The sequence below is a fragment of the Microcystis sp. M061S2 genome (assembly GCF_020245605.1).
GTDB lineage: Bacteria > Cyanobacteriota > Cyanobacteriia > Cyanobacteriales > Microcystaceae > Microcystis.
Map to the genome: position 1 here is coordinate 98,240 of NZ_JADBUP010000042.1, position 20,839 is coordinate 119,078.

The 20,839-nt window shown below is 42.7% G+C and carries 17 protein-coding genes; 7 read left to right on the plus strand and 10 right to left on the minus strand.

Annotated elements, in window-relative coordinates:
• Nucleotides 1–96: 96 nt before the first annotated feature.
• Nucleotides 97–978, plus strand: a complete 882-nt coding sequence (locus tag IM475_RS08015) for a 4-hydroxybenzoate solanesyltransferase (RefSeq protein WP_287727232.1) — start codon at nt 97–99, stop codon at nt 976–978.
• 100 nt (nt 979–1,078) lie between these two features.
• Entirely contained in the window at nt 1,079–1,318 is a 240-nt protein-coding gene (locus IM475_RS08020) for a DUF6737 family protein (protein ID WP_016514583.1), read from the plus strand.
• On the opposite strand, the gene IM475_RS08025 is transcribed toward IM475_RS08020, so the two are convergent.
• From IM475_RS08025 to hemF, 3 genes are all read right to left on the minus strand, one after another.
• Complete coding sequence (locus IM475_RS08025) at nt 1,283–3,583, minus strand: ATP-dependent helicase (RefSeq protein WP_287727233.1); 2,301 nt, start codon at nt 3,581–3,583, stop codon at nt 1,283–1,285. The genes IM475_RS08020 and IM475_RS08025 overlap by 36 nt on opposite strands.
• 86 nt (nt 3,584–3,669) lie before the next feature.
• On the minus strand, nt 3,670–4,644 hold the full coding sequence (gene tilS / locus IM475_RS08030) for a tRNA lysidine(34) synthetase TilS (protein WP_287727234.1): 975 nt from the start codon (nt 4,642–4,644) through the stop codon (nt 3,670–3,672).
• A 228-nt stretch (nt 4,645–4,872) separates the two neighbouring features.
• Nucleotides 4,873–5,895 carry an oxygen-dependent coproporphyrinogen oxidase gene (gene hemF, locus IM475_RS08035; RefSeq protein ID WP_287727235.1) on the minus strand — a complete coding sequence of 341 codons (1,023 nt, stop codon included), beginning with the start codon at nt 5,893–5,895 and terminating at the stop codon, nt 4,873–4,875.
• A gap of 252 nt (nt 5,896–6,147) precedes the next feature.
• Here hemF and IM475_RS08040 point away from each other — a divergent pair, with 252 nt between their 5' ends.
• Together IM475_RS08040 and mutS are read left to right on the plus strand one after the other, a co-directional pair.
• Nucleotides 6,148–6,894 (plus strand): metallophosphoesterase family protein, encoded by a 747-nt coding sequence (locus IM475_RS08040; protein WP_287727236.1) that lies wholly within the window; start codon nt 6,148–6,150, stop codon nt 6,892–6,894.
• Nucleotides 6,895–7,080: 186 nt separating this feature from the next.
• Nucleotides 7,081–9,729 (plus strand): DNA mismatch repair protein MutS, encoded by a 2,649-nt coding sequence (gene mutS, locus IM475_RS08045; RefSeq protein ID WP_287727237.1) that lies wholly within the window; start codon nt 7,081–7,083, stop codon nt 9,727–9,729.
• A gap of 297 nt (nt 9,730–10,026) precedes the next feature.
• On the opposite strand, the gene IM475_RS08050 is transcribed toward mutS, so the two are convergent.
• From IM475_RS08050 to trmFO, 3 genes are all read right to left on the minus strand, one after another.
• Entirely contained in the window at nt 10,027–12,963 is a 2,937-nt protein-coding gene (locus IM475_RS08050) for a pentapeptide repeat-containing protein (protein ID WP_287727238.1), read from the minus strand.
• Between the two features lie 114 nt (nt 12,964–13,077).
• A complete protein-coding gene (locus IM475_RS08055) occupies nt 13,078–13,575 on the minus strand; it encodes a 2TM domain-containing protein (RefSeq protein ID WP_287727239.1) in 498 nt (165 codons plus the stop codon).
• A gap of 61 nt (nt 13,576–13,636) precedes the next feature.
• Complete coding sequence (trmFO, locus tag IM475_RS08060) at nt 13,637–14,974, minus strand: FADH(2)-oxidizing methylenetetrahydrofolate--tRNA-(uracil(54)-C(5))-methyltransferase TrmFO (protein WP_287659748.1); 1,338 nt, start codon at nt 14,972–14,974, stop codon at nt 13,637–13,639.
• A gap of 242 nt (nt 14,975–15,216) precedes the next feature.
• Here trmFO and IM475_RS08065 point away from each other — a divergent pair, with 242 nt between their 5' ends.
• The gene (locus IM475_RS08065) at nt 15,217–15,495 is read left to right on the plus strand and encodes a hypothetical protein (RefSeq protein WP_002778592.1); all 279 of its coding nucleotides are present in this window, start codon (nt 15,217–15,219) and stop codon (nt 15,493–15,495) included.
• A 118-nt stretch (nt 15,496–15,613) separates the two neighbouring features.
• On the opposite strand, the gene IM475_RS08070 is transcribed toward IM475_RS08065, so the two are convergent.
• Entirely contained in the window at nt 15,614–16,693 is a 1,080-nt protein-coding gene (locus IM475_RS08070; protein WP_287727241.1) for a PIN/TRAM domain-containing protein, read from the minus strand.
• A gap of 374 nt (nt 16,694–17,067) precedes the next feature.
• Between IM475_RS08070 and hemW the strand changes: the two genes are divergently transcribed.
• Nucleotides 17,068–18,240 carry a radical SAM family heme chaperone HemW gene (gene hemW, locus IM475_RS08075; RefSeq protein WP_287727254.1) on the plus strand — a complete coding sequence of 391 codons (1,173 nt, stop codon included), beginning with the start codon at nt 17,068–17,070 and terminating at the stop codon, nt 18,238–18,240.
• Between the two features lie 17 nt (nt 18,241–18,257).
• Here hemW and IM475_RS08080 read toward each other — a convergent pair whose 3' ends face one another.
• Together IM475_RS08080 and IM475_RS08085 are read right to left on the minus strand one after the other, a co-directional pair.
• Complete coding sequence (locus IM475_RS08080) at nt 18,258–18,578, minus strand: cupin domain-containing protein (protein WP_004266823.1); 321 nt, start codon at nt 18,576–18,578, stop codon at nt 18,258–18,260.
• Complete coding sequence (locus tag IM475_RS08085) at nt 18,578–19,150, minus strand: shikimate kinase (RefSeq protein WP_287659749.1); 573 nt, start codon at nt 19,148–19,150, stop codon at nt 18,578–18,580. Before IM475_RS08085 ends, IM475_RS08080 begins: the two co-directional genes overlap by 1 nt.
• 233 nt (nt 19,151–19,383) lie before the next feature.
• Here IM475_RS08085 and IM475_RS08090 point away from each other — a divergent pair, with 233 nt between their 5' ends.
• Nucleotides 19,384–20,457, plus strand: a complete 1,074-nt coding sequence (locus IM475_RS08090; protein WP_287659750.1) for a Gfo/Idh/MocA family protein — start codon at nt 19,384–19,386, stop codon at nt 20,455–20,457.
• Between the two features lie 51 nt (nt 20,458–20,508).
• Here the strand turns inward: IM475_RS08090 and IM475_RS08095 are convergent, their stop codons facing one another.
• The gene (locus IM475_RS08095; RefSeq protein ID WP_287659751.1) at nt 20,509–20,814 is read right to left on the minus strand and encodes an excalibur calcium-binding domain-containing protein; all 306 of its coding nucleotides are present in this window, start codon (nt 20,812–20,814) and stop codon (nt 20,509–20,511) included.
• Between the last annotated feature and the right edge of the window lie 25 nt (nt 20,815–20,839).

Below are 20,839 nucleotides of genomic sequence, written 5' to 3' on the forward strand. Positions count from 1 at the left end.
GAGGCAGCTTTTTTCTTCCCACTTCCCACTTCATAATTCATAATTTATAATTCATAATTCCCCTTAACTCCTAGTTTCTACTTTTTACGAGAAATTATGACTATATCCCAACCCGATCTAGAACCCACTTGGATGACGATTATTCGCCTCTTGCGCTGGGATAAACCCGCCGGTAGGTTAATTTTGATGATTCCCGCTTTATGGGCGGTATTTTTGGCGGCAGACGGGGTGCCACCGCTACCCTTGATCGGGGTGATCGTTTTGGGAACTTTGGCTACTAGCGCCGCCGGCTGTGTGGTGAACGATCTTTGGGATCGGGATATCGATCCACAGGTCGATCGCACTCGTAACCGTCCTTTAGCGGCCAGAGCTTTATCGATCAAGGTTGGTTTGATTATCGCTCTAATTGCTTTCTTTTGCGCCGCAATTTTAGCTTTATATCTGAATTTCCTGAGTTTTTGCCTATGTTTAGCCGCCGTTCCCTTGATTATCTGCTATCCTCTCGCCAAGCGTTTTTTTCCTGTACCCCAATTGGTTCTTTCTCTCGCTTGGGGTTTTGCGGTTTTAATCTGTTGGAGTGCCGTCACTGGGTCGTTAAATAGTAATACATTTATATTATGGGGAGCGGTGATTTTTTGGACATTGGCATTTGATACAATTTATGCTCTGTCCGATCGAGAGGATGATCTCAAGGTTGGTATTAACTCCAGTGCCATATTTTTCGGCAAATACGCCCCGGAAGCCGTGGGGGTCTTTTTTGCCCTAACAGTAGGTTTATTGGCTTGGGAGGGGCAAAAAATGCAGTTATCAGCTTCTTTTTGGCTAGGGTTGGGTCTAGCGGCGATCGCTTGGTTGCGTCAATACCGGCTGTTACGTCAATCGGATTTACCTAAACCAGTTTATGGTCAAATGTTCGGCCAAAATGTTTGGGTCGGTTTTATTTTATTAGCGGCTATGATTGGGGGAAGTTATTTTTAAATAAGTAAATCGAGTAATTTTTGACTCTTTCGGTCTTCCCAAGCGTTTTTTAAGCTCGATCACGATAAAATCAAGTTAGTAAATTACTGCCCCTTAACTAATGTCTAACTCGAAATCTAGTAGCGTTTGGGATCACAAACCCCGTTGGTGTCAACCTTGGTCGATTTTGTTGACAGGAATTACCCTGATTGCCGGGTGTTGGTTTTTAACTCAGCGTCTCTGGTTAACTCTACTCCTATCTATTCCTATACTCCTCTGGTGGTTTGTCTTCCTAATTCTTTATCCAAGGACGCTGCAGCAACAGTTAAACACAGAAAGAATCGGGGAAAGCATTGATTAAAACAGGAAAGACAGGACAGGGATTTTTATCCTGTAATTGACTACTTTCATCTCCGCGAAAAGTGTTCCAACGGAAGGGAGCTTCTTTTTCACTCGACATCCATAAAAGTCTTTTTGCTCGCGTCATCGCTACATACAAAAGTCGGTATTCTTCAGCTTTTTTAAGTTGTCCAGCTTCTAACCAAGCGCTTAAAGGTGGGGGAATAATTGGTATGCTGTCGGGGTTTAAATAGCGTTGATGGACTGCTGCTCGAATTTGCGCTCGTGCCACTTCTGCGAGGGTAAAATCTCCCAAAAATTTCGCCCCATTGGGTACCCAAGGTTTGCCAGGAATAATATCTTCATGAAGAAAGGGAATAAAAACATAATCCCAGTCTAAACCCTTGGCTTTGTGCATAGTAATAATTGTCAGTTGTCCGGGACGAGTATAACAATCATCGTTATCTTCTTCCACTCCTTCAAAGCGCTCAGAGGCGATAATTTCATTAAGAGTATTAATTGTATTTTTGAGAGAACTATTACCAGCAGTTTCCTGATAAATACGGGCGGTTAATTTTTGCAATGTGGCTAATTCTGACCCTGAATATTGGAGAGTCATAGCGAAAAAAGACAGGAGTTGATAATGGGGTAATTCTAATCTAGCTTTTAGTAAACTGCAGCAATAACGACGGGCGATTTTTTCGTTAGATTTCAGTTCAGGATCGAGGGGAGTGGGATAAAGAAATTGTTCGGGATAGGTAACTAAAGGATTTAAGTCTTGGGCAGTAATTAAACCCCTAAATTGTAGCACTTCTAAGGCCGCTTTGAGATAATCGGGAGAGTGGGGACGTTCGACAAAAGCTAATAGTTTCAGCATTTCGGCGGGAATTTGAGAAAAGCGATCGATCTCATTAGCTTCAAAAATTCTGATTTGATAACTTTTATAAAAATGGGCGAATTTTTGAGCAAAAAAGTGTCCTTGTCGATTTTCTCTAACGAGGATAGCGGCATTATGTTGAGGGTTTTCTTGAAGTAATTTAACTAGACGTTTTTCAATTAATTCTACTGTTTGATAAATGTCATCGGGTTGATAAATTTCTAATCCTTTTCCCTCCTTGACTGGATTAGGTTGGGGATCTTCGGCGCTGACGGGAAGAATCGCTTGAACTCGAAAAGGAGCCTCGGTAACTTTATGATTATCTTTTCCCTGTTTCCAATCTCGATCGACCCATTGTAACACTAAATTAGCAGCTTCAATAATTTTAGTATTGCTGCGACCTGCTTGGTTCATAGTCGATAAATTGCCTTCGCTTTGACAACTTTCACAAAACCAATTAAAGTAAACAGGATCGGCGGGGGTAAAGGTGGAATTAATGGCTTGATTGGGATCGCCGACGCGAATTAAATTAGGTATTTCTCCGTCATTATTTTTTGCTAAAATAGTAATTAGTTTTTCTTGGAGAGGACTAGAATCCTGTGCCTCATCTTCAAAAACTCCAAAGACAGATTTTTGCCATTGTCGGCGAATTTTTTCTTCCTCTAATACTCGCAAGGCTCCTAAAATCATGTCATCATAATCTATATAGTTTTTCTGACGCATCAGGATTTCATACTGTTGGTACAAACCACTAGCAATAGCGAGAATTTGATAATTATCGTCGGTATAGTGGCTTAATTCCCAGACTTGCTGCGGTGATAATCCCGAACTTTTTAGCTCATGAATGGCCGCATAAGCAAGACTAGGTAAAATTTCGGTTCTCAGCACCGATTGACGGCGTAATCTTTCGGTTTCTTCCCCATCAAATTCCACTCCTTCTAATAACTTTTGATAACGAATTGGGTCAGCAATTAGCCATTTTTCCACTGAGTTTCTAATAATTCTATGGCTAGGAGTCGGAATAACTAAGGTAGAAGATTCGAGGTCTAATCCCGATAATTCCGGGTAACGACGGGCCAATTGTAGAGCCAGTCCGTGCAGTGTTTGAACGCTGAAACCTTGGGCCGAAAGTTGTAAATCTTGCAAGCGTTGTTTAATTTTAGCTTTAATACTAGCGGCAGCCGAGCGCGTGTAGGTGACAATAATTAACTGTTTTTTAGCATGAAGTTGCTCACGAGCAATAACCATAGCGGCAGCTACGGCCAAACTGTGGGATTTTCCCGCTCCCGGCACCGCAGAAATGGCCATTTTTCCCCCATGCCAATCGGCTAATTCCTGTTGTCCGGCTCGCAGTTGTTGCCGGAGACTGACCAGTAAATTTTCTCGATTAATTACTTTAGTTTCGCTCATTATGCCCCGCCAATTTTATTTTTAGTTTAATTGTATTACTATTAACACTGTCCACTTAAAACTGTAATCTGATAACTGATCACTGATCACTGATCACTGATATATAGCCAATTTTGTTGTACTTCTACCCGAATTTTGCCGGTTAAGGAGGAAGTGGCATCGCGATTAACACCAGTAATGAGATTAACCACTGACTCAACTTCGGCAAAATTAGGGGATGAGGGTAAATATTGAGCCAAAAATAAACGAATCACTCGTCTTTGTATCGCTAGAGGTAGAATTTGTAAAGGGGAGCGATCGAGTCTTTGTTGATCTAGATCGATAACCTGACGAAAAATATCCCGGGCAATACTATCTAAATAATCGCTTTCTGCTTCCAAAATTTCAGCAGTTTGGGCGAGATGTTTTTCGATTTGGGGATTTAAATTAGTTTGCAGGTAGGGTAATAATTCCTGACGGATGCGATTGCGAGCATAGCGTAAATTCTCATTAGCTTGATCGCACCAGATCGGTAATTCTCGACTTTGACAAAAAGCGAAAGTTTCCCCGCGAGTGACATTTAAGAGGGGACGGACTAAAAAAATATCCGGGGTTAAACTTGTCAACCAAGTTAAGGCAGAAAGTCCATCACTACCGGCTCCGCGCGTGAGATTATAAAGAAAAGTTTCCGCTCGATCGCTCCTCGTGTGTGCCGTGAGAAGATAATTAAAACCCTGTTCTTGGGCGATTGTTTGTAAAGCTTGATAACGCCATTGTCGGGCCTTGGCTTCTGTTTCCGCCATCGGGGGTGCGGTGGCAATATAAACCGGTAATTGCCAAATTTCGGCGATTTTCCCCACATGAGCCACTAATCCTCGGTCGGAAGACCAACGGTGATCACAGTGAGCGATCGCTAGTTGCCAACCCCAACGAGAGCGCAAATCCAGCAATAATTGCCCTAAACAGAGGGAATCCTGACCCGCCGACAATGCCACTAACAGAGACGCATTTTTAGGTAGTAATTGTCCCTTTTTGACCGTGGTTTCCAGACGAGTATGGAGAGGTGTCCAAAAATTAGCCAAAATTTTTAGATTTATTTACTTGACAAATGACAGATAACTAGAAAAGGAGAAGGGAGAGGAAATTATGAATTATGAATTATGAATTATGAATTGGGAAGTATTTTCAGTGAACAGTAATCAGTGAAAAGAAATTAGCGAAGTTTTCACCTAACACTGTCCACTTAAAACTATAATCTGATAACTGATAACTGATAACTGATAACTGATAACTGATAACTGATAACTGATTTAACCTTGCCAATTAACCCAATCTTGGGGTTTTAGGAAGACATCATAGAGTTTTGCTTCTGGGGTGTTTGGTGCAGGTTGATAACAGTATTCCCAACGAACTAAAGGAGGTAAAGACATCAAAATCGACTCGGTACGACCGTTAGTTTGCAACCCAAAAATTGTGCCACGATCATAAACTAAATTAAATTCTACATAACGACCGCGACGATAGAGTTGAAACTGACGTTCTCTGTCACCGTATTCCGTCGAGCGCCGTTTCTGGACAATGGGAACGTAAGCGGGTAGAAAAGCTCGGCCACAGTCATTAATGAAACTAAAAATTTCTTCCCAGTTGCGCGGTTGTTGGGGAGATAATTTTTCTGAATAGATAGCGGCATCACTTTCGGCAAAAGGACCCCGATAGAGAGGGTCTAAACCGTCTTGGTAATCAAAGAAAATCCCGCCGATGCCTCTAGCTTCCTGACGATGATTGAGATAAAAATATTCATCACACCAGCGTTTAAAAACGGGATAATATTCAGGATGATGTTGGTCGCAAACCTGTTTAAAAGTGCGGTGAAAATGACTAGCATCTTCTTCAACCCCATAGTAGGGAGTTAAATCAGCGCCACCGCCAAACCACCAAACCGGACCTGCTTCAAAATAGCGATAATTGAGGTGAACCGTGGGAATATAAGGATTGCGAGGATGCAAAACCATCGAGGTTCCCGTGGCGTAAAATTGATGACCGGCAGCCTCGGGCCGTTGTTTGGCAATGCTAGGAGGTAATTCTTTCCCCCAAACTTCCGAAAAATTCACCCCTGCTTGTTCAAAAATTGCCCCTTCCCGCAAAACTCGCGAACGTCCGCCGCCACCTTCGGGCCGTTGCCAACTATCTTCGATAAATTTTGCTTGTCCATCCACTTCTTCTAATCCCCGACAAATTTCATCCTGTAGGGATTTCATAAATTCACTGACGCGGCTACGGCTGTCACTGGCGGGCAAATTGGCAAGGGTGGCGGTTGTGGTGAATGCAGTCATACTCAAGGATCAAAATTGATAACTCAGTGATTATATTACTACCGGGTGATGAAACGGACGCTCTTCGATACTTAACTTAACATTTAGACCGGTTAGGTGTTGGGAGTTGGGTGTTGGGGTTTTAGGGTTTTAGTTGAATTCCCCCATTTCCCCATTTCCCCTAAATCAATGTTAATTTCTAAGTCTCAACTGGGCATATTAGAATTAGTCCCGACCAAGAGACAATAACACAGACCCCCAATTTTTACCACTATGCCCTCCCGTCGAATCATCATCGGTGACGTTCACGGTCAATACGATGCTCTTTTGCAGCTAATAGAAACAATCGCGCCTCAAGAAAAGGAACCGGTTTATTTCTTGGGCGATTTAATTGATCGTGGTCCCAATAGCGCCCAAGTGGTTGAATTTGTCCGTCAAAACCGCTATCGTTGTCTATTGGGCAATCATGAACAGATGCTGCTAGAAGTGTTGGGCAGCCAAAGAATGATGGGGGAAATGTTGCCAGGTTGGCTTTATAATGGCGGTAATACTACTCTTTTTAGCTATAACCACAAAATACCGCAAGATCACATCGATTGGCTGAAAACCTTGCCTCTTTACCTCGATTTAGGCGATATTTGGCTGGTTCATGCTGGGGTTCATCCCCATTTACCCCTCGAAGAACAAGATGCTACTCATTTTTGTTGGATCCGCGATGAATTCCACAGTATGCCGGAACCTTTTTTTAGTGATAAATTAATTATCACTGGCCACACGATTACTTTTACTTTTCCGGGGGTAAATCCGGGGCAATTAGTCGCCGGTGCCGGTTGGCTAGATATCGACACGGGAGCCTATCATTCCCACAGTAATTGGTTAACTGGATTAGATATCACTAATCGTTTGGTTTATCAGGTTAATACCAAAGATAAAACCCTGCGAAAATTTGATTTAGAAGATATAACCACCTCAATTAATCCTGCCGAAGTCTATACTAAAAGAATGCAGCCCACCCCTTAAAAATAACTGTTATTAACAAAAATATAATTCTCGGACAGGGAATGATATCAAATCCACCCAGATAGCTCAGATATTAATCCCTGGATTGAATAACGCGAACCAGCAGCTTAGGCTATTGGGATTCTTTGATCGTAGGTTCTCAAGAGCGGTAAATTGAATAAAGAATTGTCCAGCTTTCTTTCACCCATGACTCTCCCCTCGGATTTTCCCCTAGAACCACCGGCTACCAATAAAGATCCCCATCGTGATTATCGCGGACTCGATCGCGATAAACTCACCCCCATGTACCAGCATTATGTGGAGGTAAAAGAAACCTATCCCAATGCCCTTTTACTCTATCGTGTGGGCGATTTTTTCGAGTGTTTCTTTCAGGATGCGGTGATTATCTCCAGAGAATTAGAATTAGTTCTCACCAGCAAGGAAGGGGGTAAAGGGATTGGGAGGGTCGCCATGACCGGGGTTCCCCACCACGCCCTAGAGCGCTATAGTCGTTTATTGGTGGAAAAAGGCTATGCAGTGGCGATTTGTGACCAAGTAGAGGATTCAACGGAAGCAGCCGCCGAAAAACGGCTCGTAGAACGCGCTATCACCAAACTGCTCACCCCCGGAACCCTCACCGATGAGGGAATGTTAAACGCAAAAAAGAATAATTTTCTAGCTGCTGTGGTGATTACCGGAGAAAATTGGGGATTAGCCTATGCAGACATCTCCACCGGAGAATTCTACACCACCCAAGCCAGTGATTTAACGGCTTTAAGCCTAGAATTAACCCGTTTACAGCCCTCGGAAATCCTTTTTCCCATCAATGCCCCCGATTTAAACCGTATTTTGCGCCCCGGGGAAAAATCCGACCATCTCCCCCCCTGTTTACCCGATAGTTTTTGTTATTCTCTCCGTCCCCAAAATATCTTTACTCTCACAGAAGCGAAAAATCGTCTCCTAATCACCTATAAAATGCGTTCCCTAGAGGGGATGGGCTGCGAACATTTACCCCTCGCTATTCGCGCAGCTGGAGGCCTCTTAGAATACATTGAAGATACCCAAAAAGCCAATCAAGTCCCCCTACAACCTTTAAAAACCTACTCTGTCTCGGAATTTTTGATTTTAGATGGGCAAACCCGTCGTAACCTTGAAATTACCCAAACGGTGCGCGATGGTAGCTTCTATGGTTCTCTATTATGGGCGATTGATCGCACTTGCACGGCCATGGGTAGTCGCGCTTTACGTCGTTGGTTACTGCAACCCCTCTTAGATTCTCGCGGTATTCGCGCCCGTCAAGATACTATCCAAGAGTTAAAGGATAATCCTGCGCTGCGCCAAGATATTCGGCAAAAATTAAGGGAAATCTACGATATAGAACGTTTAAGCGGTCGTGTTGGCGCAGGAACGGCTAACGCCCGCGATTTACTTTCCCTAGCGGCATCTTTAGTCAAATTAGCCGATTTAGCGGCTTTGGTCGCTTCGGGAAATTCGCCCTATTTGAAAGCTTTACAGCAAATTCCCGCCGATTTAGAAAAATTAGGCCAGCAGGTGATAGCGCATCTGGTGGAATCTCCTCCGCTGCATCTGAAGGAAGGGGGGGTGATTCGCGAGGGAATTGATGCCCAATTGGATGCCCTGCGGCGCGACTATCAGGAAGTAATCGATTGGTTTAAGAATCTAGAGACGACAGAGAAAGAAAGAACGGGTATCAGTAACCTTAAGGTTAATTATAACAAAACTTTCGGTTATTATATCAGTTTACCCCGCAGTAAAGCCGATTTCGCCCCAAAAGATTATGTGCGTAAGCAAACTTTAGTCAATGAGGAACGTTATATCACCACCGAGTTAAAGGAGAAAGAAAATATAATTCTGACGGCAGTAGATGAATTAAATAAGTTAGAATACGAGATTTTTAGCGATTTACGCCGTCAAGTAGCTGAATTTTCCCCAGAAATCCGGGAAGTAGCCACAAAAGTCGCCGCTTTGGATGTGTTGGCAGCATTGGCAGAAATCGCCGTTTATCAGGGATATTGTCGCCCGGAAATCGCCGATGGTCGTCTTATCGATATTAAAGATGGTCGTCATCCCGTGGTGGAACAATCCCTTGGGGCCGGCTTTTTTGTGCCGAATTCGATTAATTTGGGCAATCAGGAAGGTTTAGAATATCCCGACTTGATTATTCTCACCGGTCCCAATGCTAGTGGCAAAAGTTGTTATCTGCGACAGGTGGGATTAATTCAATTGTTGGCCCAAACTGGTAGTTTTGTCCCGGCAAAGTCGGCCAAAATCTCCATCTGCGATCGCATTTTCACCCGGGTGGGGGCTGTGGATGACCTCGCTACCGGCCAATCCACCTTTATGGTGGAAATGAACGAAACCGCCAATATTCTCAATCACGCCACAGACAGATCATTAGTATTATTAGACGAAATTGGCCGGGGGACAGCCACTTTTGACGGGTTATCCATAGCTTGGTCTGTGGCGGAGTATTTAGCCACGGTACTGCAATCGCGGACGATTTTCGCCACTCACTACCACGAACTGAACGAATTAGCTTCAATTTTAGAGAATGTAGCCAATTATCAGGTAACGGTCAAAGAATTACCCCATGAGATAGTATTTTTGCACCAAGTACGACCGGGAGGCGCAGATAAATCCTATGGTATCGAAGCGGGGAGATTAGCCGGTTTACCAGCTTCTGTGATCGATCGTGCCATGCAGGTGATGGGTCAAATCGAAAAACATAGTAAAATTGCGATCGGTTTGCGTCAGGGAATTAAGAAAATTAAACCGGTTAAGTCGGATAATTCCCCCTCTCTGCAGCAGTTAGATATTTTTGATGACAGTAAGTAGGTATGTGTTAAAAATTATCAGACACCCCCCTTATCAAGGGGGGCAGGGGGGATCGAACCTAAAATCCATTTTTAATTTAATTATAACCAGCTACTTATCTTCAATAGCTCCGTAACCGTTGATCTATTTATGATGATCCAGTTAGTGACCAATGTACCATGATTTTTCTCCTTTAGCCCCTAAACGCATAAACATCATAACCTTTACATTGAGCCTGTCGAAATATAAGGTAAAGTGGAATCCAACCCGCGCGATTTCTTGGGTACTACCTTCTTCGGGTGGATGAGGTGATTGTATTCACTGAAACTCGGTTTTAACTTCCGTATCGAGAATCGTCCCTTTGACGTTAGCATCTTTAAAATTAGCCTCTTCAAGATTTGCCCAATCAAGAAATGCCCCTTCAAGATTAGCCCTTTCAAGATTAGCCCCTCCAAGATTTGCCCATTTAAGATTAGCCCATTCAAGATTAGCCCCGACCAGATTTGCCCTTTCAAGATTTGCCCTTTCAAGATTAGCACATTTAAGAATTGCCCCTGCAAGATTTGCCCTGACCAGATATGCCCCTTCAAGATTAGTCCCTTCAAGATTAGCCCCTTCAAGATTAGCCCCGACCAGATTTGCCATTTCAAGAATTGCCATTTCAAGAATTGCCCCGACCAGATTTGCCCCTTCAAGATTTGCCCCTTCAAGATTTGCCCCTGCAAGATTTGCCCCGACCAGATTTGCCCCGACCAGATTTGCCATTTCAAGAATTGCCATTTCAAGAATTGCCCCGACCAGATTTGCCCATTCAAGATTAGCCCTTTTAAGAATTGCCCCTTCAAGATTTGCCCCTTCAAGATTTGCCCTTTCAAGATTTGCCCTGCCAAGATCTCGATGTATCAACAGACAGTTTTGTAAATCAAGAAAACTGAGGCAATCTAACACAAACATATGCTTATAATCTATTCTTTGTCCCTGAAGACGGGCCAACCAATTGCCGAAAGCTTCAGGAGAAGGCCATTGAATGGAAAAAATTTCTTTGGTGACTCGCCCACAGGCATTAAATACCGCTAATAAAGCTTCCTCAGCATTGCGTGCCTGTCGCATTTCCTCCTGAAAATTGGGGCGGTTTTTTAAACCCTCCATCGGCATTCCTTTGACCAAAAGATATTTAATTAAATCACCCAGAGTTTTCTGCCACTGTTTCACTTCATCAGGGGACTGTAATTGCATTTGATTGACAACAAAACTAAAAAGATATTCATCTATTGCCGTCGGTCCGCATAAAGTCGCCCAGGCGATTAAAGCTTGTCTGGGATCATAGTCATTGTCATAATCATTTTCACTGTCTTGTAATTTCTTATGAATTTGCTTAACTCGGTCAACAATTCTGCGGGCAGTTAAATATTCACCAAAACTTTTATGGGTAAATTCAAAGGTTTTTTCGCTGCCTCGTAAATCGCCACTTTCTCGAAAATAAAAGGCTGTTAAAAGACGGGTGATACTCCCTTGGGAATCGCTTTGAAAACTATCTTGGAAATTTTTTAGGAGATTTTTTAAGCCATTATTTTCACAATGTTCTTCAATCTCTCTCACGGTGGTGGTTCTACCATTACCATGCCAACAGGAAAGGGCAATTTCCATTAAAATTAGCACAAAATCTTTTTCTGTAATCCCTTCTATAGCCCGGTGGCCTGGACTATTTTTTTCATAACCTCGCTCATAGACTGCCTTGAGCAAATTTTCATAAATATTATTGAGGTTAGTTTCTTGGGAAAATTGAACCTCGTCTCGTTCAAAAGTGAGAGCAATAAGATAATTTAATAGCGGTTGAGCGGTAATTTCTTGTAAATTTTCCCCCGATAATTCCGGCGGTAATTGTGCATAGTTTTTCCCTTTAGCTTGCCCATACTGTTGCCACCATTGATGACGTTGATCGACTTTTAATAAGTTATCGTCATCGCTAAAATTATCGCTTTTATCAACCCAATAGGGTAAAATAGTGATAATTTGCTGAGGTTTTTTAAAATTATTTTTATTGGATTGTACCACCACATCACGCCCGCTAATCAACACTTGTAAACGGGTTTTATTGTTATTAAAACTTTTGACCTGATCTCGTACTTCATTAATAAAATTTTGGACGACTTCTTGGGCGATTTTTCCCTGCATAGATAGCTCATCTAAGCCATCAAAGATAATTAGTAACCGTAAATCTTGATCGCTCGGTTCTAGGGGATTTTCTGGTAAAAAACCGTCATGTTGAACAAAAGTTTTAACTGCTGTTACTAAATCGGTGGAGAAACTCAAGCGATGCAAGGGAATATATAAAACTTGTTTTTCTAAGCGAGCTTGTTGGGCAGCAAATACTTTACAAAAGGACGATTTTCCACTACCCGGCCCACCGGTCAATAAACGGATAGCATCATCGGATTTTGCCGCTTCTAACCATGTTTCTAACTGCTCTTGGAGTTTGATAACAATGCGTTTAAATGATGGCTCTCGATGGTCATCTTTGTCTGTGGTGGCTTTTATTTCTTCTTCTTCATAAAATCCCCGTAGAGGTACATAAATTTGCTTTAAACTAAAAGCTTCCCAAAAAATAGGTTCATCGATCTGTTTTTGCAACCAAGCTCGATAATGTAACCAGCCTCTTTCTCGTTTCCAAGCATTGTTAAAAGGAGTGTCGATTTCATCTAAAAGCAGACTGTATTCATCTCGTTTATCTTTCCATTGTTCCTGCAATGCTGAGACAAAATAAGCTGGTAAACGGTTACTTAGGCTCTGTGCTTCCTGGGAATTACTGATTAAATTATTTGTTGTTAACCACTGTAAAAAAGCTGCTTGGATTGGTGCGACTATAGGTAATCTTTCGGGATGCTCAAAAAAATCTCGATCGAGAATTAATTCCTGCTCTTGTAAAGAGTCGGTAATCTCAGTGTAAAGTTCTTTTAAAGCCAGCTTTTCAACTTCTTGGGGCAGTAAATCAGCATTACTTTTAAGTAATCCTTTCATCGCTTTCATTAGCGATTGACTTATTAATAAACCCGCTAATTCCCCCGGAGTCCGACTTAAACCAAGAGCATCTAAAACTTCTACTCCATTTTCGGCCAGATCATCCCACTGCAAAAATGCCCCGTTAAGAGTGGCTTTTCCCAGGGTACTAAAGAGACTTCTCAGATTGACTTTAACTTGTCGTTTCCAGATATTTTGGGGTTTGGAAACAGAAATTCCAGCAGCTGATTCGGACATAGAACAAAGCGATCAATTCATGTAGGATTAATATTATTATATTACACTTAAGTTGGCAGGAACAACACTGTATTGAATCTTCTTTTTGGTATTGGCAGTGTTATTTTTTGTTAATTAAAACTGTAAAAACTTTTTAACTTGTGTCCAAAGATTGGTAAAAGACTCTTTCATTTCCTCCTTAATTTTCCAGCGTTTAAATGCCTCTTCGTAGGCAATACCTTGATTTTGAAAAGTTTTCCAAGCGGAGAGAGAAAGAGGTAAACCCATCAGCAAAAAGATATAAATTGCCCAAGAAATTGTTCCCGCACTAATTAAATTAATGATAATAAAAAAACTATTAATAATCAGATAGCGAACGGTTTTATGTTTTAGCTCCTCGCGACGAAAGCGATCGAATTCTTGCCGTTTATAACTGAGCATTTTTGAATCTTGCCAGTCCTTTTCCGCCGCTTCTAAGTCTTTAACTTCAATGGCTAAATCGTCGGCAATTTCTAACAACTGTTGGCGGGTAATTTCTCCCTTATCCCCTTGACGGGAGATAGCCAAATAGAGAATTTCCTGCACATCCTCTTGACTGTAGGATTGGGGAGGGAAAAAATCGGGGTTTGGCATAGCGATAGAGAAAGAAATAGGTTCCTTCTCTATTATGGGCGATCGATTTAGCGATTGACAGTTAGACGAGACAGGGAGTTTTTAGCTGATTCATCCATGCTTCTAAATCCTGCAAAGAGCGCTCGGCATATTGACCGTAACGTTCCCGTTTATTGCGGATTTTTCTGGTAAAATTCGGCAAAATGCCAAAATTTGGCGGCATCGGTTGAAAATGTTTCGGTTCGGCACTGCTGATAAACTCAAATAATGACCCCATCATCGTTGTGGTTGGCAATGTCACCGTTTCTAATCCTAAAGCTAAACGAGCGGCATTAGTTCCCGCTAACCATCCCCCAGCAGCCGCAGCCGTATAGCCTTCCGTGCCGATTAACTGTCCTGCCGCTAACAGCGTCGGTCGCGATTTAAACTGGAGACTGGAGGATAATAACTGGGGAGAATTGATAAAGGTGTTTTTGTGCATCACCCCCATGCGGACAAATTCGGCCTTTTCTAACCCCGGAATCAGACGGAAAACTCGTGTTTGTTCACCCCATTTTAAATTAGTTTGAAATCCCACCATATTCCACAATTGCCCCGCTTTATCTTCCATTCGCAACTGTATAACTGCGTAGGGACGTTGATCCGGATATCTGGGATCCGCTAATCCCACCGGTTTCAGGGGACCAAAACGCATGGTATCCTCTCCCCGACAGGCTAATTCTTCGATTGGCAGACAAGCCTCGAAAAATTTGGCATTTTCTCGCTCAAAATCCTTCAATTCTGCCTGTTCTGCCTGTTTTAGTTCTTGCCAGAAATGCAGGTATTGTTCCCGATCCATGGGACAATTGAGATAGGCGGCCTCACCTTTATCGTAACGGGAGGCCAGAAAAGCGATCGATTGATCAATAGATTCCCCTAGAATAATCGGACTAGCGGCATCAAAAAAGCTCAGATAGTCCAGGCCGGCAAAATTTTGCAGATCCGCGGCCAAAGCAGCACTGGTTAACGGTCCGGTGGTTAAAACGACGATACCATCCCGGGGAATTTCCGTGATCTCCTGACGTTTTAAGGTGACTAGAGGGTGGTTAGCCAAGATTTCCGTCAAATTTCGACTAAAGACCCCTCGATCGACCGCTAAAGCCCCTCCTGCGGGGACACTGTGCTGATCGGCCTGGGCAATAACTAGAGAATTTAAGCGTCGTAATTCTTCATGGAGTAACCCGGTGGCGCGATCCACCGCCATGGCACCAAAGGAGTTACTACAGACTAATTCGGCTAAAAATTGGCTATGGTGGGCGGGACTAGAGCGAATTGGGCGCATTTCGTACAGGATCACGGGAATACCTGCTTGGGCTATCTGCCACGCCGCCTCAGTCCCCGCTAATCCTCCACCAATTACATGAATAGGGCGATCGATCATAGTTGGGAGAAAATGGCTAGAGTAGGACTATTTTAGCGTCAGTTCCGAGTCACCAAAAAATAGGACCAGCCTAGGGCGATCGCATAAAGATTGGGGCTGATCGCAAACTCAGGTTATAATATAAGAAAGGGATGGAATACTATATTTTATCTCGTCACGGTTTTTGCTTTCGAGAAGGTGGCAACACCGCCCCACTTTCTCACCATCTCCGTCCAGATGGGCTAGTTAGCGGTTTGACTTCTATGAACACCAATTATCTTGAGGAATACCAAAAATACCTAGCCGAATGGCAGAAAATGCTTCTGTCCGCTTGGGGTAATGGTCTTCCCTCGACTACACCAGTGTTTGAGTTTCCGGAAACTTTGGTTAAATCCCTCGAATATCAACAAGAATGGGTGAAATCCTATCTAACCGCCCAAGAAACCGCCACCAAAGTTGCCCTCGATAGTCAGAAACAATTCTGGGATAGTTATTTCGGTTTTGCTCGTCAGTCCATGGCTGTAATCAATAAACCAGCTTAATTAGGTATCAATTGGCTAGATAGTTCGATTGGTGACTTAACTTCCCTTAAAAAATAAAATACCTCAAATACAATCCCCTCTGGCTCTGTATTTGAGGCTTTTTTGGGTTTTATTACCTTTAGGCAATTAGGGAATTTTGGGGTTTAGCAAAAATCATCCGTCCGGCCGAGGTTTGCAGTGCAGATGTCACCACTACCCGCAATTCTCCCCCTAGATAATCTTTCCCTTCTTCTACCACCACCATCGTGCCATCTTCTAGATAACCGATGCCTTGGGTGGGTTCTTTTCCTGCTTTGAGAATTTTCAGATCCAAAGTATCCCCAGGCAAGTAGATCGGGCGTACTGCTTGGGCGAGATCGTTGACATTCAAGATGGTGACTTTTTGCAGATTGGCCACTTTACTGAGATTATAATCGTTCGTGAGCAAGGTGGCGTTAATTTCTTGGGCAAGATGGACTAATTTAGCATCTACGGTGCTAATATCCTCATAATCGGCGGGATGAATGATAATGCGATCAGGGAATTCTTGCTGCATCCGGTTTAAGATATCTAATCCTCGTCTTCCTCTGACTCGTTTTTGGTCGTTACTGCCATCCGCTAACTGTTGCAATTCCTGAAGGATAAATTGGGGAATGAGAATCTGTCCCTCGATAAATCCTGTGTCTAACAATTGTTCGATACGACCATCGATAATACAACTGGTGTCCACAACTTTGGTGGCGGCCGCTTGCAGGGTTCCTTCTGCCACTAAAATTGATTCCATACTATTGGGGTTAATCAGACGCAAAAAAGTGCGACCGTGGGTATCAGCTAAACTAACCCCCAGATAGGAAAACATAATACTGCCTAAAATGGCGATTATCGGCTTAATAAACGAGAATTCTCTGGGAATCGGTAGGAAGAAAATCGGAGCTAAGATCAGATTCGCAATTAACAAACCGATAACTAGACCGACGGAACGGGTTAAAATAACTTCGATCGGAGTTTGTCGTACTTGAGTTTCTAGACGACGATAGGTAGTTTGGGCAACTAAACCAAGAGCTAAACCAATAATTGAGGCAAAACCCGCCGATAACCAGCGTAAAGCTTCAATATTGCTGATTTGCGACTGGACAGCAACCGGCAGCAAGTCCACACCACTATAACCAATACTGGCAACAGCGAAGACGAATAGTAAAATTATGACAGCATCAAGCATGGGGATAATACCAGAGGGGATAGAGGGGAATGACGGTAGAAAAATAATGAGTATGGATACTTTTACATTATATCCGTGGGCCTCTCCTAATTTGTGTCGGGAAAGTTGCTTTCATTCTAGGAGATGTTCTCCCCAGCCATAATACATCTTAACGAAGATAAACGAAATTATAGCCGTTGGGAGTCAGCCTTGAATCAGTTATCAGTTATTAGTTATCAGTCATCAGATACGAGTTACAGCGTTTCTCAGATAGATGAGGTTCGTTCTTGCAGCTAAAATACTTGATTAGCAAGGCTTAGTCTGTACCTCACCTTGACGAGAAAGGCTGTATGAGTTCACTGATTACTGATTACTGTTCACTGATAACTGCTTTAATGCCCTATTTTCACCCCGTAACCTCGGTTTATATTCATATTCCCTTTTGTCGTCGGCGCTGTTTTTACTGTGATTTCCCGATTTTTGTCGTCGGTAATCGCACCAATCCGGCGACTTTTCCCCCTGTGGTGGAGTATGTGGAAATATTACAAGAAGAAATTAGCCTTAGTCAGGGGACGGGGAAACCCCTAGAAACAATTTTTTTTGGGGGGGGGACTCCTTCCCTATTACCGGTGGAATTATTAAGAGCAATTCTGGATACTTTAGCCAAAAAGTTTGATTTTGCGGCCGATATAGAGATTTCTATGGAGATTGATCCGGCTACCTTTAGTTTAGAACAATTACAGGGTTATCTTAGCGCGGGAGTCAATCGGGTTAGTCTAGGAGTACAGGCTTTTCAAGAACCATTATTACAGGTTTCTGGTCGATCGCATACTGTTAAGGATATCTATCAGGCAGTGGAATTAATTCAGGGATTGGGAATAGTTAACTATAGTTTGGATTTGATTTCAGGATTGCCACAACAAACCCTGACAGATTGGGAAAATTCCCTAGAAAAAGCGATCGAACTGCAACCGGCCCATCTTTCCTGTTACGATTTGGTCTTAGAAGCGGTTACTCCTTTCGGTAAACAGTATCAACCGGGGAAAAAACCCTTACCCGATGATGAAACCACGGCAAAAATGTATGTTTTAGCCGGTGAAAAACTAGCTTTAGCCGGTTATCAACATTACGAGATTTCTAACTATGCTAAACCGGGTTATCAATGCCGACATAATCGAGTTTACTGGGAAAATCGTCCCTATTATGGCTTTGGTATGGGGGCTGCTAGTTATCTTCATCAACAACGTTTTACCCGTCCGCGCAAAAGTCGCGACTATTTCGCTTGGGTAAAAGAAGGCTGCCCAATTGACGTGGAGAAAAATAGTTTTATCGATGATCTTCTCGAAACCTTAATGCTAGGGTTAAGGTTAGCAGAAGGTGTGAGTTTACCCGCGATTGAAGCTAATTTTGGTTCGGAAATCAAAAAAGCAATTTTAGAGGTCTTAGAGCCGCATAAACAGCGTAATTTAGTAATAATTGAGGGGGATAGCAGGGTCAGATTAAGCGACCCCGAAGGTTTTTTGTTTTCTAATCTAGTTTTAACCGATTTATTCGATCGCTGGCAATAGTTAGAAACTATATTTTACTAGCGATAATGGATAGCTAACCAAATACAAGGGGGATTATTGCTAGTAAATTCGACGCGATGTTTTTGGTGAGGAGGAATCAGCAGATAATCCCCCGCTTGCAGATTAACTTGGCTGCCATCTTCATAACTAATCTCAGCAAATCCCTGTAATAAAATCACCCATTCAAACTCAGATTGATCGTACCATTGACCCCGGGGAGTGGTTTGACCGGTGGAAATAATTCTTTCCAGACGAATAGCCTGACTTTGGGCTAAAATTTCCAGAATTTCTCGGTCAGGAATTAGTTCAGGTAAATCAAAAATTGAAGCTGCTATCATTAGTTATTGTCTCTTTCTGGATGAAAATCTTTAATCACCGTCGGTATTGCTGTTAAAATTTTCTCAACGATATCAGTAGGTCTATCTAGGTCAGAAACAACAATCCGAAGATCTGCTTCTGCATAAAGTCCTCGTCTTTGTTCTAATAATAATTCCAGTTTACTTTCTAAATCAGTGGACTGAAGCAAGGGACGAGAGGTATCTTTTTTTAAACGTTTAACCAAGACTTCGAGAGGAACATCTAACCAAATCATTAAACCGTGACGAAGATAACTCCAATTCATCGGTTTTAAAACCATCCCTCCCCCGGTGGCAATCACAGTTTTAGTCAGAGAGGATAATTCGGCCAAAACCTGGGTTTCTAACTCCCGAAAAGTCGCTTCTCCCTCGTCGGCAAAAATTTCCCTGATTTTCTTTCCCGCGACCCTTTCTATTAATATATCTGTATCAAAAAAACGATATTGTAACCGTCGGGAAAGCAACTCTCCCAGGGTGGATTTGCCAGATCCCATCATTCCTAGCAAAAAAACACTTAATCCCCGTAAGGAGTTAAAATCCGTTGAATTGTCCATAGTTAAAATTTAGCTGAATGTAGTCCTCGCTACTAAGGGACGATGTTTTGATAAGCATTTAGGAGTAAAAACCGCGAGATGAAATCAGAAAATCTTCTCAGAACCCCCATTGACACCGACATCGTGTCAGAATCTGGATAACCATGATACCATCTTGGTAATTAATCGACAAAATCAGCTTGATTAATTTAATCAAGTGGTGTGAGGAGTGTGAACACAGGAGTCTAAAATTCATGTCCAATCAACCAGCAAACTTTCCGGGTAACAGAAATCAACTCAAACCGATTAAAGTCGGGATTATCGGGGTCGGTAACATGGGACAACACCATAGTCGCATCCTGAGTTTATTAAAAGACGTGGAATTCGTCGGGGTGGCCGATGTCAACGTCGAAAAGGGTCTGGAAACTGCCAGTAAATACCGAGTCCGTTTTTTTGAAAATTATTTAGATCTCTTACCTAGGGTAGATGCGGTTTGTATCGCTGTCCCCACGCGGTTACACCATCGAGTCGGGATGGACTGTCTGCAAGCGGGAGTACATACCTTGATCGAGAAACCGATCGCCGCTAGTATTAGTGAAGCGGAATCTTTAGTCAATGCGGCAGCCGATCACGATTGTATTCTGCAAGTGGGTCATATCGAGCGTTTTAATCCCGCTTTCCAAGAGTTATCGAAGGTCTTGAAAACCGAGGAGATTTTAGCGATTGAGTCCCATCGCATGAGTCCCTATTCCCAACGCGCTAATGATGTGTCGGTGGTGTTAGATTTAATGATCCACGATATAGATTTAATTTTAGAGTTAGTCGCCGCTCCCGTGGTGAAATTAACCGCTAGTGGTAGTCGCGCTGCCACTGATTCTGGTTATCTCGATTATGTCACTGCAACCCTTGGTTTTAGTAATGGAGTGGTGGCTAATTTAACCGCTAGTAAGGTGACTCATCGTAAGATTCGCCGTTTAGCGGCCCACTGTAAAAATTCTCTCACGGAAGCGGATTTTCTCAATAATGAAATCCTCATTCACCGGCAAACCACCGCTAACTATAGCACCGATTACGGTCAAGTTCTCTACCGTCAAGATGGTTTAATTGAAAAGGTTTATACCAGCAATATTGAACCTCTACACGCGGAATTAGAACATTTTGTTCATTGTGTGCGCGGTGGGGACCAACCTTCTGTCGGTGGGGAACAAGCTTTAAAAGCTTTACGATTAGCTAGTTTAATCGAACAAATTGCCCTTGATGGTCGCGTTTGGCAACAATCGGACTGGAATTATCAATATCTTAATTCTCCCGTGATTACTGCTTCTTAATTGTTTTTACCCCAATTCTTTAAATGAGAGAATTGGGGTGAAGAACCAAAATTAGTTATCTGGAAAACTTTCCCAACATTTTTCTGAGGATTTTTTTCCACACCATTGACTTTCACAGGGAACTCCATCACCGTCTCCATCCATTTTGACATTGGGGCAATTTCTCAAGAAAAAAGTCGCTTCTGCACAGGAGGTCATCTGGGAACAGTGAGTTCTACCATCGCACCGAAATTTGGGACGATTATTGTTGTTAGCTACGGCTAAATTATTGAGGGTTTGATTGCCAGAAATTGGTGATTTTATTGATATTTGTTCGCTCAGAAAACCCAGAATTAAAATAACAATTACTTTTTTCATAAAATGCTTGCCTGATTCTCTGCTC

Bases quoted from the DNA above. Each gene is read 5' to 3' on its own strand.
- IM475_RS08070 (WP_287727241.1), bottom strand. From the start codon at position 16,693: ATGCTTGATGCTGTCATAATTTTACTATTCGTCTTCGCTGTTGCCAGT.
- IM475_RS08095 (WP_287659751.1), bottom strand. From the start codon at position 20,814: ATGAAAAAAGTAATTGTTATTTTAATTCTGGGTTTTCTGAGCGAACAA.
- IM475_RS08090 (WP_287659750.1), top strand. From the start codon at position 19,384: ATGTCCAATCAACCAGCAAACTTTCCGGGTAACAGAAATCAACTCAAA.
- IM475_RS08085 (WP_287659749.1), bottom strand. From the start codon at position 19,150: ATGGACAATTCAACGGATTTTAACTCCTTACGGGGATTAAGTGTTTTT.
- trmFO (WP_287659748.1), bottom strand. From the start codon at position 14,974: ATGATCGATCGCCCTATTCATGTAATTGGTGGAGGATTAGCGGGGACT.
- IM475_RS08080 (WP_004266823.1), bottom strand. From the start codon at position 18,578: ATGATAGCAGCTTCAATTTTTGATTTACCTGAACTAATTCCTGACCGA.
- IM475_RS08015 (WP_287727232.1), top strand. From the start codon at position 97: ATGACTATATCCCAACCCGATCTAGAACCCACTTGGATGACGATTATT.
- IM475_RS08025 (WP_287727233.1), bottom strand. From the start codon at position 3,583: ATGAGCGAAACTAAAGTAATTAATCGAGAAAATTTACTGGTCAGTCTC.
- IM475_RS08065 (WP_002778592.1), top strand. From the start codon at position 15,217: ATGAACACCAATTATCTTGAGGAATACCAAAAATACCTAGCCGAATGG.
- mutS (WP_287727237.1), top strand. From the start codon at position 7,081: ATGACTCTCCCCTCGGATTTTCCCCTAGAACCACCGGCTACCAATAAA.
- IM475_RS08020 (WP_016514583.1), top strand. From the start codon at position 1,079: ATGTCTAACTCGAAATCTAGTAGCGTTTGGGATCACAAACCCCGTTGG.
- IM475_RS08055 (WP_287727239.1), bottom strand. From the start codon at position 13,575: ATGCCAAACCCCGATTTTTTCCCTCCCCAATCCTACAGTCAAGAGGAT.
- hemF (WP_287727235.1), bottom strand. From the start codon at position 5,895: ATGACTGCATTCACCACAACCGCCACCCTTGCCAATTTGCCCGCCAGT.
- IM475_RS08050 (WP_287727238.1), bottom strand. From the start codon at position 12,963: ATGTCCGAATCAGCTGCTGGAATTTCTGTTTCCAAACCCCAAAATATC.
- hemW (WP_287727254.1), top strand. From the start codon at position 17,068: ATGCCCTATTTTCACCCCGTAACCTCGGTTTATATTCATATTCCCTTT.
- IM475_RS08040 (WP_287727236.1), top strand. From the start codon at position 6,148: ATGCCCTCCCGTCGAATCATCATCGGTGACGTTCACGGTCAATACGAT.